The sequence below is a fragment of the Paenibacillus sp. FSL H7-689 genome, from assembly GCF_000517905.1.
GTDB classification, from domain to species: Bacteria; Bacillota; Bacilli; order Paenibacillales; family Paenibacillaceae; genus Paenibacillus; species Paenibacillus amylolyticus.
Window position 1 is genome coordinate 196182 of sequence record NZ_ASPU01000005.1, and the last position, 14614, is coordinate 210795.

A 14614-nucleotide genomic window follows, 5' to 3' on the forward strand; every position below is an offset into this window, starting at 1 on the left:
ATGAGTCTCTTTATGATCCAAGTATATCGGGTGGTTGTTTCCAAAAGGTTCAGAGTTGTATCGGAGTTGTAACATTTCGTGCTTCCCTCTATTCAAGCATACGGCTTGGGATACAAAATAAAGGCAGATGAAGGAAATTCATAGAGCAGGGAGATTACGAAAGTATCATGAGACAAAAAGAGATTTTAATTATTGAGGACGAGGAGTCCATTCGCGATATTTTGTCCTATTCGTTACGTAAGGAAGGATTTGAGATCAAGGAAGCAGCTACGGGAAAAGAGGGTCTGGATCTGCTTCGGGATTCGAAGCCGGATCTGATTCTGCTGGATCTGATGCTGCCAGATATGAGCGGTTTTGATGTGTGCAGGCAACTATCTGTGAACTCCAAGATACCTGTCATCATGATCACTGCGAAGTCGGACATGCTGGACAAGGTACTTGGCATGGAGCTTGGGGCGGATGATTATATCACGAAGCCTTTTGATATCCGTGAGGTGGTTGCGCGCATTCGGGCGATTTTTCGCCGGATTGATCTGATCAGCGAGACACTGGAGAATCAGTCCTATGAGGTGGTAAGGCTAGGCAAGCATATTGAGATCCGCAAGGATGAACGGGAAGTGTGGAAAGACGGGGAACGGGCAGGACTCACGAATAAAGAATATGATCTGTTGTTATTTCTCGTGACCCATCATCGTAAGGTTCATACACGTTCTGAACTGCTGGACAAGGTATGGGGATTTGATTTTGCAGGGGATACCCGAACGGTGGATATTCATGTGCAACGGATTCGCAAGAAACTGGATAGTGGTGTGCAAGGCATTTCGATGATTGAAACGGTATTTGGTGTGGGGTACAAGCTGAATATTCAGGTACAGACATGAAGTGGACGATCCAGTTCAAAATGGTGGTGTTATTCTCGGTCATTGTATTTATCGGATTTTCCGTGCTGCTGATTCTGTCCAATAAGGTAGCTCAGGAGAATATGTACCGGGAAGTGCATGAGGATATGGTGCAATCCAAAAGAAATCTGGACATCGCGCTGAATCAGTACTTCCTGATACATAACAAACGCATGAGCAGAGACTCGCTCGAAGCAGGAAGTCGCGAGCTCGCGGAGCAGATTGGATCAGCCGTTGGTGGGGAGATTATAGTATATCGCCCCGATGCTTCGCCATACGGATCTGTTGGCAGCGAGGTTAACGCCGCTAAGCGGTCTGACCATCCTGATGTGGAGGAAGCCATACATTCCCGAATTGCTTACACCACAGTTGTGGATAAGGGCCATGTCACAGCCAGTCTGTCCTTCCCGCTCCAGATGGATCAACAATTGATTGGAATCGTACAGATGAAGAAGGATTATACGGAGTTGTTCAAACGCAACCTTCGTTTTCAAAATACGATCAAGTTTTTTGCAGCGGTTATTTTCGTATTTGTATTTATCGCATCCATCTTTATTTCCCGGAAAATTACACAACCCATCCGTGTACTCACGAAACGTTCTGCGGAAGTGGCCCAGGGAAGTCTGAATGCGGACATTCAGATTACAACCAAGGATGAGATCGGTGAACTGGCTTCAAGCTTCACCATCATGATTGATCGGGTACGGGAGCAGATTGATGTGATTGAGCGAGAGCGAGACGAAGTGAAGCAAGTACAGGCGAGAAGCAAAGTCTTTTTTGACAATGTGACGCATGAATTGAAGACACCCTTAACGACGATTCTGGGATACGCCCAGATTTTACGGGATAACGGATTTACCGACCAGGACTTTTTTGACAAGGGCATGAATTATATCATCAAGGAAAGCCAGCGTCTCAACACGATGGTTGCGGATATTCTGGAGGTCTCGGTCTCCTCTGCGGTCATTCAGGCATACCGGTTCGAACGTATCGATATATCAGATATTATTCGTGAAGCTTGTGAGGACATGTCGATTAAGGCGAGCAAGTACAATATAGGCATTCACTATGAACTAGAGGAACATCAGTATTTACAGGGAGATCGGGATAAGTTGAAGGAGGTCTTCCTCAACATTCTGGATAATTCGGTCAAGTACAGTGATGTGAACTCCATTATCGAAGTACAATCCTTCCGGTTAGGTGATTCTATCGCTATTGTGATCCGTGATCAGGGGGAAGGAATCGGTGCTGAAGCGCTCCAACATGTATTTGAACCCTTTTACCAGGATAAAGGAATCAACAGGGCCGAGAAAGGCAGTGCCGGGCTTGGTTTGTCTATTGTGAAGAACATCGTTGAGCGTCATGGAGGAACAGTGGAGATGAAGAGCATCATGCGGGAAGGGACACAAGTGAATATCAGTCTTCCGGGGGAAATGAACGCATGAGACATTCTGGATTTTGGCGTAAAAACCGTGACAGATTGATGCTGTCAGGGTTGTTGATCGCATTTGTCAGCGGGATTTTTGGGATTGGGAGCCTGTTCAGTCTCGGAAATCTCAAACCAAGAACGGTGATTTTGCCAAGTGAGCAGTTCAACAACCGTCTGGCACCACCACCGAGCAGTACGATTCAGATCGAGTCGGCTACCAAGATTCCAAATGACTTTGCGATCTTTGATTTTGAAGTGGTAGACCGGAACACGATTATATTAAATCAACCGGAATTTTCCTATTCAGGACTCAAGCTGTCTCTCCTGCATCTGGATGATAAGGAAGTGAAGAACATTGCGGCTAATACGGATTACGGCATAACGATCAGCCCGGACCACAAGAAGATCATTTACTCCCAGTATCGGTCAGGACAGACGCAGAAGACAACGTATGAGTATATGATTCAGAGCGGGGAACGTCGCAAGCTTCCGAACGACAACTCGTATTATCGAGTGTTTGCAGGGAATGAATCCTACATCGGTCAGGATGATCTGTTATTTAAACAAGTCGATCTGAGCCAGGGGACGAGTCAAGTCATCTACACGTATGATGAGCTGATGGGCATGTTCACAGGAACAAGACAAGGCAAAGGTTCGAACGATACGTTTATCGTGATGGATGTGTTGCAGGTCAGTGAAGATCTGAAGCAGATTTATATGCTGGTGATGCTCAAAGACAAGTATGCCATCTATCGTGTATCGCTTGAGGACGAGCATGAAGTGAAGGCGTATGCTGCAATGGAAGATATTCAACAGTACAAGTTGCTGAAAAATGGTGACATGCTCATCCAGGGAACGATGAATAAGGTTCAGGGGCTGTATCGGTATCACGCATCGGAGGAGCAGTATGATTTGGTATTACAAGGTTCGATCTGGAACTTCGAACTGGATGCAGATGAATCGCGAATCGCTTACTTTTATCCAATGGATATTCAGAATCAGAAGAATGAGTTGCATGTTGCCTACCTGAATGACAGCAAGATTTCGTCGGATACGGTGATCTATCGCAATATTGATAACTTCATCAGTCTGAAATGGAATGACGATGAATTATTTGCTGTAAGCAGCTCAGTGGATAAAAGTGAAATGTACCGCTTTAGTTTCAGAGCTTGGTAAGCTGCGGAAAGTATATGAACATAAGACCTTGGTCTGATGGAGCGATAGCTGCTCTGCGGACAAGGTCTTTTTGTTATGACATGTTACAAGTTGGATACAACTCGGGCCAGCCCGGATACATCTCCACCCTATAATGATAAGGGAATGTGCTACGCGAATCTTTACGTAACAACCTCTGTACATATTTAGCAAGTAGAAAGGAAGAAATGTAGCAATGCTTCAAGTTGAACAATTATCCCACTCGTTCCGCAATGGCCAGGGAACCGTGCCGGTGCTTCAGGATATCAACCTGACGATTGGAGAAGGCAAGATGGTAGCCCTGCTGGGCAGTTCTGGTTCGGGTAAATCCACACTGCTGAATCTGATGGCAGGGCTGATGAAACCGGATCAGGGCAAGATTCTAATTGCGGGACAAGATATTGTACGTTTCAGTGAAAATCGCCTGGCTGAGTTCAGGCGCAGTCATATCGGGTTTATTTTTCAATCCTATGAATTGCTGTCCAATCTTACGATCCGGGAAAATGTAGAGTTACCCTTGGTGTTTATGGGGATAAGCCCTTCGAAACGTAAAGCAAAAGCATTGAAGTTGCTGGAACAAGTGGGACTGGGTGAAAAAACAAAATTGTTCCCGTCCCAGTTGTCGGGCGGTCAACAACAACGTGTCAGTATTGCACGTTCGCTCATTACCGAACCCTCGGTGATCTTTGCAGATGAGCCTACCGGGAATCTGGATACCGAGACGGAGGAAGAGATTATTGCGATTTTGCAGCAGCTTAACCGGGATATGAATACAACCTTTGTCATTGTGACACATGAAGCAGAGGTCGCGGAGCAGATGCAAGTTGTGCTTACCCTGCAACATGGAATACTGGTCGAAGAAGCTGTAAGGGAAGTTTGAGGCAAAAGGAGAGGAAATGTGAGAATACGGGATGTAGCACGTATGGCCTGGGGACAGATCATTCGCAGAAAAATGGTCACACTGCTGTGCATGATGGGGTTGTCCATCGGCTCTGCCGCCATGATCATTGCACTTAGCGTGGGGCAGTCCGTACAGACCTATAGCGAGAAAACATTGAACGACAATTACAAGATGGATGAAATCACAATTACGCCCAATGAAGGCATACGTACTGGGAACGGCAAGGGGAATGGTCAGACATCGAAGTTTGAACGGGGAGCATTGACGTTGGAAAAGATTCAGATTATCCAAAGACTTCCTCATGTTGTTGCCGTGGCTCCCATGTTAAAACTGGATTCGCTGGAAATGGTGCTTCCGGATGGTCGCAGCACGTATGTTGAGGTCATTGGTACCCAGCTGGAGACCCTGGGCGGGTTTGGATACAAGTATGCTGAGGGACGTGGGGCAGAGGATGGTCGTATGGCGGTAACCAGTTATGGGGCTGCATTTGGACTCGTGGACCCCAAAGTAACTCAGAAGCTATTCGAGCAGTTGAATGCTGATCCATATAACAATGAGCTTTTGGAGCAGTTTACGGAAATGTCTGCGAAGCAGGATCAGTTGGTGCAGCAGCGTATTCAGTTTCGATATGAAGATTATGCGAATGCGAGTAAAACCAAAATGAGTGGTTCTATAAGCGTGTCTGGAGAACTGATGAAGCCTTCCAACATGGATGATATGAGCGCTCAAAACGATAAAAAAGTATATCTGCCGCTCGATACAGCTCGTGCATTGCAGGATGAGCTTGGATTACAGCAGGCCGACAGCAGTGCGGCCAAGCATCTTAACTCAGCTCTGGTCAAGGTTGAGGACAAACGTTATGTATCCCAGGTGGAAGAACAGATTAAAAAGCTGACGTTAAACACACAGAGTAATCTGTTCCAGGAGGAAGCGATGGCAGGTCAATTGGCGATGTATCAAAAAGCGGCATTGGGGATCGGTGGTTTTATCATGCTGCTGGCCTCATTATCCATTATTGTAGCGATGATTATGTCTACGCATCAGCGTCGTAAACAGATTGGTGTGATGAAGGTGCTGGGCGCAAATCTGTGGCAGATCCGTCAGATGTTTATTACGGAAGCAGCGATGCTTGGATTAATGGGCGGCGTGGCTGGTGTGGGGATCGCCTTTGCTGCCCTCGGCGGGGTGAACAGTCTGCTGGCGAGTCAGATGGCAGATCAGATGAATGGTCCGATGACCGTCGTTATTCAGCAGTCGGCTCTGCCACTTGGCATCGTTTTTGCTATTCTGGTTGGCATTGTATCAGGTATATATCCGGCAATCAGCGCATCTCGGACCAATGCATTAACTGTGATCAAATCAATGTAATTTTATCAGCGAAAGGGAAATTGGGCACATGAAGAAATGGATTAAAATTATCATCACCGTTGTACTTTTGGCAGGTGCAGGGTACTGGCTGTATGAAAAGTACAAGCCAAAACCGGAGGCGCCTATAGAGATTCCACCCCCGATTACCTTTGATGTGACACAGGAAACGATGACGCAAACGATACAGGTGAAAGGGAAATCCGTATACACCGATCAGACGGATATCTTCGCTCCGTATGCTTCCAACATCAAGCAGTGGCACGTGAAAAGTGGTGAGCAGGTGAGCAAAGGCGATATCCTGTTTAGCCTCGATACTTCCACGTTACAAACGGAAGTAGAACAGTTGCAGAGTGATCTGGAGAAAGCTCAGCTGGAAAACAAGATGAATCAGGTTACCCTGGATCAGGCGAATATGAGTGAGTCCCTTGGCGTGACGGAAGAGGAGCGCAAGAAGGCATTTGCAGATCGGGAAGGTAAACGCCTGACGAATGAATTGAATCAAAAAGCGTTGGTCCTCAAGGAGAAGGAGATACAGAAAAAGCAGGCAGTTATAAGTAAGTCTGTTGTGTATGCTTCCGCTTCCGGTATATTTCAGATGAATGAAGAGGATAGCAAGACACGTGCGGTGACGGAAGGACAGCTGATTGGGTCTATTACAAACATCAGCAAACTGAAATTTATGACGATTGTTGGTGAGGAAGAAATGTTCAGGCTCAAGGTGGGCATGCCAGTTAAGGTGCGAATGACAGCGCAGAAAGACCTGCAATTCACCGGGAAGGTGAGTAAGGTGTCCAAATTCGCCCGCAAGAGTACCGATACGGACCTCAAGCAAGCTTCACAGTTTGATGTGGTCATTGATCTGAAGCCGGACGCCAGAATGTATGGAGGCGTGAGTCTGGAAGGCGATATCGAGACAATGCGGAAGGATAAAGTGACGGTAGTGTCAAGCCTCGCGATCATGCGGGATCAGACCGAGCCTTACGTACTGTTAGACAAAGGCAATGGACAGACCGAGCCGCTGACGATCCAGGCTGGAATGGAATCGGGGGACAAGACAGAAGTAGTTAGTGGCTTGAAACCGGGAGATATTGTCGTTTTGCCTTAGATGTAGGAATATAAGAACAAGACATTATATGTAGTGACTAGCTAGGCGAACGGTTAATTCGGCATTGTAAAACACGAGGTTCATTGTGGCAGATTGCCACGATGGACCTCGTGTGTCTTTTGGAGCAAGGGATGTCCAGATTCCTGCCTGATTTATGGAAAAAAATATAATTAAATTTATATAATTCAATTTACAGTAAAATTTACATGTCGTATAATCAGAACATAAGGAGGTGACACCGAACATCATGTTTGTAGATGGATAGGCGAAGACCTTTTTTTTAACCGTTTTAAGAAAGCGCTTACCCAATTTAGGATTCAGACATCCCATAAGTCATTGTTCACACTTCTTCATGTCTAACACACGTTCAACCACACCCACCATATTATACTCATTCACATGATTCGCCCTCACACACCATTTGTTTGCTCAAGATTCCAGTTATACAACCATTTCTTTTGGAGGTGATATAACCAACTCATCCGAACGTTCTCTTCGTGCTAAGCATCATAATGACACAGAGGATCAGACATGAGTACAACCCAATCTAACTAAAGGAAAGGTGGAACTATGAAGACTAAATTGAAAACCAAATCGAGAGGTAAGAAGATCCTGCGCAAAGGTGTAAAACAAATGCTTGCAGCAACGCTGCTCGCTGCGGGGATTTTCCCTGGACTGTCTCCAGGCTTGACTCAGGCGGCTGAAGCACATGTGGATAATCCATTTGTAGGGGCAACCGCTTATCTGAACGAGGACTATTCAGCTCTCGTGGATACGTCCATTGCACTGACCAACGATGCGTCGTTGAAGGCCAAGATGGAGACCGTCAAATCGTATCCAACCGCAGTATGGGTTGACCGGATTGCTGCGATCTATGGCGGTACGGACAACGCTGGTCGCAAAAGTGTAGAGCAACATCTTGATGCCGTTCTCGCTCAAAAGAAACCGGGTACACCGATCACCGCTTCATTTGTTATTTACAATCTGCCCGGACGGGATTGTCATGCACTTGCATCGAATGGTGAGCTTCCACTAACACAGGCGGCACTGCAGACCTATAAAACGGATTATATTGATGTGCTCGCAGATATCTTCGCAGATCCGAAGTATCAGGATATTCGCATTATTGCTGTCATTGAACCGGACAGTCTGCCTAACCTCGTGACCAACCTGAGTACACCAGCTTGTGGTCAAGCCAGCTCAACAGGTATCTATGAGGCGGGTGTGAAGTATGCATTGGACAAGCTGCACGCCATTCCTAATGTGTACAACTATCTGGATATCGGCCACTCCGGCTGGCTTGGATGGGATAACAACCGTTCTGCAGCAGTCGCGCTGTATACAAGTGTTGTGCAAGGGACAGCCGCAGGTCTGAGCAGTGCAGATGGCTTCATTACAAATACAGCGAACACTACACCGCTGGGGGAGCCGAACCTGTCTAACCCTGATCTCAATATCGGTGGACAACCGATTAAATCTGCCAAGTTTTATGAGTGGAATCCTTATTTTGACGAAACCGATTTCACCGCTGCGCTGTATGCCGATTTCGTACAAGCTGGCTGGCCAAGCAGCACAGGTTTCTTGATTGATACTAGCCGGAATGGGTGGGGCGGGGTAGACCGTCCAGCATCTGCTACGGGCAGCAACATCAACGATTATGTGAATTCCGGACGTGTAGATCGCCGGGAGCATCGGGGGAACTGGTGTAATGCCAGTGGCGCAGGTATTGGTGAAGCACCTAAGGCTGCACCAGGACCAGCGCATCTGGATGCTTATGTATGGGTGAAACCTCCGGGTGAATCCGATGGCTCCAGCTCCGAAATTCCGAATAACGAAGGCAAAGGTTTTGACCGGATGTGTGATCCAACCTTCACAACTCGGGATGGTGTATTAACAGGTGCATTGCCTAATGCTCCGGTATCGGGTCACTGGTTCCATGATCAATTTGTGGCACTGGTGAAAAACGCATTCCCTGTACTTCCTGCAAGTAACGGTGGAGGCAATCCTCCGGGCGGAACAACAGCTCCGGCAGCACCAGCAGCATTGACGGCTTCTGCCGGTAACGCTCAAGTCTCCTTGACGTGGACTGCTTCTACAGGGGCTACAAGTTATAGTGTGAAGCGGGCACTGAGTGCATCAGGTCCATTCACAACAGTTGCAGCTAATGTAAGTGGAACATCTTACAGCAACACCGGTCTGATCAATGGTACAACCTATTATTATGTGGTAACGGCAACAAATGCAGTAGGTGAAAGTGTTAACTCTGCAACAGCAACAGCTACACCTGTTGCAGGTGTAACGGCGCCAGCTGCACCGACTGCTCTCACAGCAACTGCAGGCAATGCACAGGTGAGCCTAACGTGGACCGCTTCTACAGGTGCAACAAGTTATGATGTGAAACGCGCGCTGAGTGCAACAGGTCCGTTCACAACGATCGCGGCGAATGTGAGTGGTACGTCCTACACCAACACTTCCCTGACGAACGGCACAACGTATCATTATGTGGTAAGTGCAGTGAATGCAGCAGGGCAAAGTGCCGATTCCGCTGTAGCTTCCGCGACACCTCAAAGTGTCGTTGTACCAACGAGTGATCTTGTCGTGCAATATCGTGCTGGAGATACCAATGCTCAAGATAGCCAGATCAAACCGTATTTCAACATCAAAAACTTGGGCAGTACTGCTGTGAATCTGAGTGATCTGAAGATCCGTTATTACTTCTCCAAAGAAGGCTCGGCTACGATGGATTCGGCCATCGATTACGCTCAAGTTGGCGGAGCCAATATCCAGCGGACCTTCACAGACTCGTATGTAGAGCTGAGCTTCACATCTGCCGCTGGCAGCATTCAGGCTGGTGGACAGACTGGAGACATCCAGCTTCGCATGTACAAAACAGACTGGTCCAACTTTGACGAGACGAATGACTACTCCTTCGATCCAACGAAAACATCCTACCAGGATTGGAACAAGGTAACACTCCACCAAGGTGGAAACCTGGTATGGGGCATGGAGCCTTAAACTTTATTTGTAACTGTCTTAACCGCGATCCTCTGTGTGTTAGAGGATTGCGGTTTTTTGCTATGCATTCAAGAGTCATTCTAGATTGAAGTTCTCACATCAAAATGTATTTAGAATCGTTTGAAGATCCGAATTAGGATGTGAGAGCCGATGTATTAAGCTGGGCTGTCCTCTGGTCATGAAAATGATCAGGGGGCAGCCCTCTTTCTTTTCTAACGAACAGAGGGCACGCTATTTAGTTGAATTGATACAGTTGAAAATTCTAACGAATCGTAGACACGCTATTCAGTTAATTAGGGTGGATTTTGCCCCGTTTAGACCCGGTTTGGTCCAAATAAGGTTGCTGAGATTCGTTAGGATTCGTTGTTGGAGTTTAACGCCCCAATAGGGTGTGTGAGAATCGTTAGAGAAAACTTGGCGGTGAGCTTAAATCATCCTTCCGACTGAAGCGTCATCGGGTTGATATTCCAAAATGACTCCTAAAAACACTGATTATTAATCGTTTTGGACGGATATTTGCCTAGGGTCTGGCAGGCAGGATGTCTATAATAGAACCCGATGGGCGGGATCACCTCGCTCGGATTGGAAAGAGAATGGAAGGGGGACCGCACTCGGGTAGTCGGGCAAGCTAATTTCTCTTTTTTAATTTTGTAAGCGTAATCATTGCGGGTTGAACCTTCTTTCGAAGAAGGTCTGTGTGGATGATTGAACGTCCAATCATCATCAATGTGTATATGCGTTACCCATTCTGTCTCAAGGAGCGTGAAGGTGGATGAACTCAGAAACAACAGCGCCGGTACATAAGGGATCGGTGTCAGGTCGGCAATCCGGTCGCAGGAAGGCTCGTATGCCACTTGCAGCCAAGGTGCTCTCTTCGGCACTCAGCGTAGCTTTGCTCATTGGAGGAACAGCTGGGATTACCGGAGCGGAAGCTTCGAACGGTAATGGGGCGACGGAGGCTGGTCTGCAATCACATAAGGGGGGCAGTCACGTGAAAGAGATTCAACTGGAATATCTGGATCGGGGTTTGGTGGCTGCATCGACATCTGAAGGTGTTTTTCTCAGTTGGAGATTGCTTGGTGACGAGGCCACAGGGTATAGCGACAAAGGGCTGACAGGTACGGACTTCAACGTCTATCGTGATGGGAAAAAGATCGCTACCGTCACCGACAGCACCAACTATGTAGATACCGCGGGTAAATCGTCTTCCCGTTATGAAGTGGCGGCGGTGAACAAGAAGGGCAAGGAAAGCAAACGCAGTGCATCCGTCAAATCTTGGGCGAACGGGTATGTGGACATTGCACTGCAAAAACCCGTTGATGGTGTGACGCCTGCGGGAGAAGCTTATACGTATTCCGCCAATGACATGAGTGTGGGTGATGTGGACGGGGATGGTCAGTATGAGTTTTTCGTCAAATGGGACCCTTCCAACGCCAAGGACGTATCGCAAAAAGGGTACACCGGTAAAACCTACATTGATGCTTACACCCTGGACGGTCAGTTGTTGTACCGGATCGATCTTGGGGTCAATATCCGTGCAGGTGCTCATTATACACAGATGCTCGTTTACGATTTTGACGGGGATGGCAAGGCCGAGATGATGTTCAAGACCGCTCCGGGTACGAAGATTATCAAATATAACAAAAAAGGAAAAGTAACCTCCGAGAAGTACATCACGCTTCCGAAGCAGGATCGCAAGGCAGGGTATTCGAACGAAGATGATTATCGTTTAAGTGCGGATGGTTACTACGATCATATGGTGGATATGTTCAGAAACTGGCATAAGCACGACGAGGTTGTGAAGGGGAACTGGCCTGCGACATTAGAAGAAGCTTTTGGAATCGAGAAAAAATATAATTACCCATTATCTCAGCAGGATGCCGAGAGTCTGGCCGACTACTTCATTGATGTGTACGCGGTAGAACGCAGTAACCGAAATGAGTTGCGCAAGTTCGAAGGTTTTATCGTGGACGGTCCTGAGTATGTTACGGTATTTGAAGGCAAATCAGGCAAAGAGCTGGAGACCATTCCATATGAACCCGAGCGTCATGATGATGGCTTGATGTGGGGCGATTATGCGATGGCACGAATTGAACCGGGGAATCGGGTGGACCGTTTCCTGGCAGGCGTGGCGTATTTGGATGGCAAGCAACCATCTGCTATATTTGCACGCGGATACTATACACGTTCAACGATGGTTGCCTACAATTGGGACGGCAAGAAACTGAAAAAGGAATGGAAAGTGGACAGCGGCTGGACGCCAATGAAGAACCCGTTCAATGACGGACCGCATGGTGTGGATGGTACAGATCCGCAGTATGGCTCCATTACCACTCAAGGTGCGCACTATTTCAGTGTGGCGGATGTGGATGGAGACGGCAAACAGGAGATTATCTATGGCTCCGCTACGATTGATCATGACGGTAGCGTGCTGTACAGCTCCACAGACCTGATGCCTGCCGAGAGTGCTTCACCGGGAACCATTGCTCGTCTGGGCCATGGGGACGCACTTCATGTGGCAGATATCGACCCGGATCGTCCGGGACTTGAAATTTTCATGGTTCACGAGGGTGGTCCGTGGGCGCCATACGGCTATTCCCTGCGTGATGCGAAGACCGGAGAAGTAATCTATGGTGGGTACACGGGGAAAGATACCGGTCGCGGCATGGTGGGTGATGTTGATCCGACTCGCCGTGGGCTGGAGACATGGGCTGTAGGTTTGTGGACAGCTAAGGGTGAGAAAATCAGTGATCAGGCGCCAGGCACAAATATGAATATCCGCTGGGCTGGTGATATGACGACACAGATCGTTGATGGTGCGATTGATGTTACACCAACCATCAAAGACTGGAATCGTGGCACGTTGCTGACGGCAACAGGCACATTGACTAACAATCACACCAAAGGTACACCTTCTCTTGTAGCTGATATCTTCGGGGATTGGCGGGAAGAGATGCTGGTGAGAACCACGGACAGTTCCGCGATTCGTATCTATCTGAGTACCGAGAAAACGGACCGCAAGTTGTACACGCTCATGCATGATGCGATGTATCGTGTGGGCATTGCCGGACAGAACAGTGGATACAATCAGCCGTCCTATCCGTCCTTCTACATGGCATCGGATATGGACTGGTCGAAAGTAACGCTACCTAAGTTCTACACGCCAGGTAAGGGCGGAAAGTAAGCAGGCCGGAGTAATAATAGCTAGCAATAGCAACATAACATGTGTTCATGATCAGGCTGTAACGTAAGGAAGCATCAGTTTTTAAGAGTTAGTATTAAAGCTTAGAAGCTCTGGAATCCCCATGTGTCTCGGCACATGGAGGTTTCAGAGCTTTTTTACATAAGGATCTGCGGGCAGAGCTTGGCTTGTTCCCAGCCATCTATGTTACGTCATTCTTTTACATCGTTGGAGTTTAGATGCTCGGTAGTATTTATCTAATTAAATAATACAATGAGGCTTTTAACGAAGACAGTTTATATCCAGCCGACAGAATTGTTACAATGGAGAAAAGTGAGGATCGATCGTTGTAGGAATGGAGGTATGGATATGAGCATCACAAAGCGCTGGACAGGAAGCCTGTATCAGGAGGCATTGCGAACAGAGGACTGCGGGCCGCGTTTCTACGCGTACTATTACAAGCAATGGGACAACTATCGTATGTCCTATCACCATCATGATTCCACAGAGATCATGTATATTATCTCGGGAATGTGCCGGGTCGATGTGCAGATGCCGGATGGGGGCTCGGAGCAGGCCGTTTTGAAAAAAGGGCAGTTCATCATGCTCGACGCAGGTGTCCCGCACCGTTTGCTGGTGGAAGATGGTGTTCCTTGCCGGATGCTCAATGTGGAGTTTGGATTCTCAGGCTCTCCTCCCGGACAGTTATCCATTCGCCAGCTTGCGCTGGAAGAGGAAGAAGTCCAAGCTTTACTGACTAATGCTTCGCCATATCTGGTACTGCCTGACCCGGAAGAAGTGTATCACATTATGAAAAGTCTGGTACTGGAACTCGATCAGCGTGGTCTACTGGAGCAGGGAAGATCAACTGTGCCGATGAGGATTATTCCACCAGAGGAAAGGTTACATCACCGTGAAGCCCGGAATCTCTCGTCACCGGAACAGGGAATACTGGTGCGTACACTGTTTATCCAATTGCTGGTCCGTGTTGCACGTCTGCGCGGAGAAATGAGCCGGAGTGCGCCAGATCAGGCGGAACTGTACGTCAAACGAACCATTGAATTCATGCATCACAATATGGATCGCAACATTCAGATGAAGGATATTGCGGCAGCAGTTAATCTGCATCCAGGCTATTTACATCGTATTTTTCGTCAGCACACGCAGCGCACACCTACCGACTACCTGACGATGCTTCGAATGGAGAAGGCCAAGATGCTGCTTCAGCAGACGAATATTCCTATTTCGGAAATCTCCGACTATGTTGGAGTAGGCAGTCGTCAGTATTTTCATATGTTATTCAAGAAGACGACGGGCATGACTCCGGTCGAATTTCGCTCCTCTATGGAACGACATGTTAGTCAGTACCCGTCGGATGAATGAGCCGATTGCAGTTATTTTCGAAGACATATCGATTAGTGGGACTGGCGCGTAAAAGTTAGGATTTTTGACAACAAGATCTTGAACAGGTCATGATTTTGATAACGCTTCCCTATATGCGGTTGGTACAATGATTTCATGA

The 14614-nt window shown here is 47.6% G+C and carries 9 protein-coding genes; all 9 read left to right on the forward strand.

The window, feature by feature from the left end:
- The first annotated feature begins 167 nt into the window (after positions 1 to 167).
- The gene (locus C170_RS03555) at positions 168 to 881 is read left to right on the forward strand and encodes a response regulator transcription factor (RefSeq protein WP_036606313.1); all 714 of its coding nucleotides are present in this window, start codon (positions 168 to 170) and stop codon (positions 879 to 881) included.
- Complete coding sequence (locus C170_RS03560; RefSeq protein WP_036606314.1) at positions 878 to 2344, forward strand: sensor histidine kinase; 1467 nt, start codon at positions 878 to 880, stop codon at positions 2342 to 2344. The genes C170_RS03555 and C170_RS03560 overlap by 4 nt, the downstream gene beginning before the upstream one ends.
- Positions 2341 to 3504 (forward strand): hypothetical protein, encoded by a 1164-nt coding sequence (locus C170_RS03565; RefSeq protein ID WP_036606316.1) that lies wholly within the window; start codon positions 2341 to 2343, stop codon positions 3502 to 3504. The genes C170_RS03560 and C170_RS03565 overlap by 4 nt, the downstream gene beginning before the upstream one ends.
- A 214-nt stretch (positions 3505 to 3718) precedes the next feature.
- Positions 3719 to 4402, forward strand: a complete 684-nt coding sequence (locus C170_RS03570) for an ABC transporter ATP-binding protein (RefSeq protein WP_036606319.1) — start codon at positions 3719 to 3721, stop codon at positions 4400 to 4402.
- Between the two features lie 18 nt (positions 4403 to 4420).
- The gene (locus tag C170_RS03575) at positions 4421 to 5791 is read left to right on the forward strand and encodes an ABC transporter permease (protein ID WP_051446980.1); all 1371 of its coding nucleotides are present in this window, start codon (positions 4421 to 4423) and stop codon (positions 5789 to 5791) included.
- Positions 5792 to 5819: 28 nt separating this feature from the next.
- Positions 5820 to 6896 (forward strand): efflux RND transporter periplasmic adaptor subunit, encoded by a 1077-nt coding sequence (locus C170_RS03580; RefSeq protein ID WP_036606321.1) that lies wholly within the window; start codon positions 5820 to 5822, stop codon positions 6894 to 6896.
- Between the two features lie 570 nt (positions 6897 to 7466).
- The gene (locus C170_RS03585; protein WP_200868486.1) at positions 7467 to 9911 is read left to right on the forward strand and encodes a glycoside hydrolase family 6 protein; all 2445 of its coding nucleotides are present in this window, start codon (positions 7467 to 7469) and stop codon (positions 9909 to 9911) included.
- 847 nt (positions 9912 to 10758) lie between these two features.
- The gene (locus C170_RS03590) at positions 10759 to 13095 is read left to right on the forward strand and encodes a rhamnogalacturonan lyase (protein WP_036606541.1); all 2337 of its coding nucleotides are present in this window, start codon (positions 10759 to 10761) and stop codon (positions 13093 to 13095) included.
- Between the two features lie 366 nt (positions 13096 to 13461).
- On the forward strand, positions 13462 to 14475 hold the full coding sequence (locus tag C170_RS03595; RefSeq protein WP_036606323.1) for an AraC family transcriptional regulator: 1014 nt from the start codon (positions 13462 to 13464) through the stop codon (positions 14473 to 14475).
- Positions 14476 to 14614 lie beyond the last annotated feature (139 nt).

Bases quoted from the DNA above. Each gene is read 5' to 3' on its own strand.
- C170_RS03555 (WP_036606313.1), top strand. From the start codon at position 168: ATGAGACAAAAAGAGATTTTAATTATTGAGGACGAGGAGTCCATTCGC.
- C170_RS03560 (WP_036606314.1), top strand. From the start codon at position 878: ATGAAGTGGACGATCCAGTTCAAAATGGTGGTGTTATTCTCGGTCATT.
- C170_RS03565 (WP_036606316.1), top strand. From the start codon at position 2,341: ATGAGACATTCTGGATTTTGGCGTAAAAACCGTGACAGATTGATGCTG.
- C170_RS03570 (WP_036606319.1), top strand. From the start codon at position 3,719: ATGCTTCAAGTTGAACAATTATCCCACTCGTTCCGCAATGGCCAGGGA.
- C170_RS03580 (WP_036606321.1), top strand. From the start codon at position 5,820: ATGAAGAAATGGATTAAAATTATCATCACCGTTGTACTTTTGGCAGGT.
- C170_RS03585 (WP_200868486.1), top strand. From the start codon at position 7,467: ATGAAGACTAAATTGAAAACCAAATCGAGAGGTAAGAAGATCCTGCGC.
- C170_RS03590 (WP_036606541.1), top strand. From the start codon at position 10,759: ATGCCACTTGCAGCCAAGGTGCTCTCTTCGGCACTCAGCGTAGCTTTG.
- C170_RS03595 (WP_036606323.1), top strand. From the start codon at position 13,462: ATGAGCATCACAAAGCGCTGGACAGGAAGCCTGTATCAGGAGGCATTG.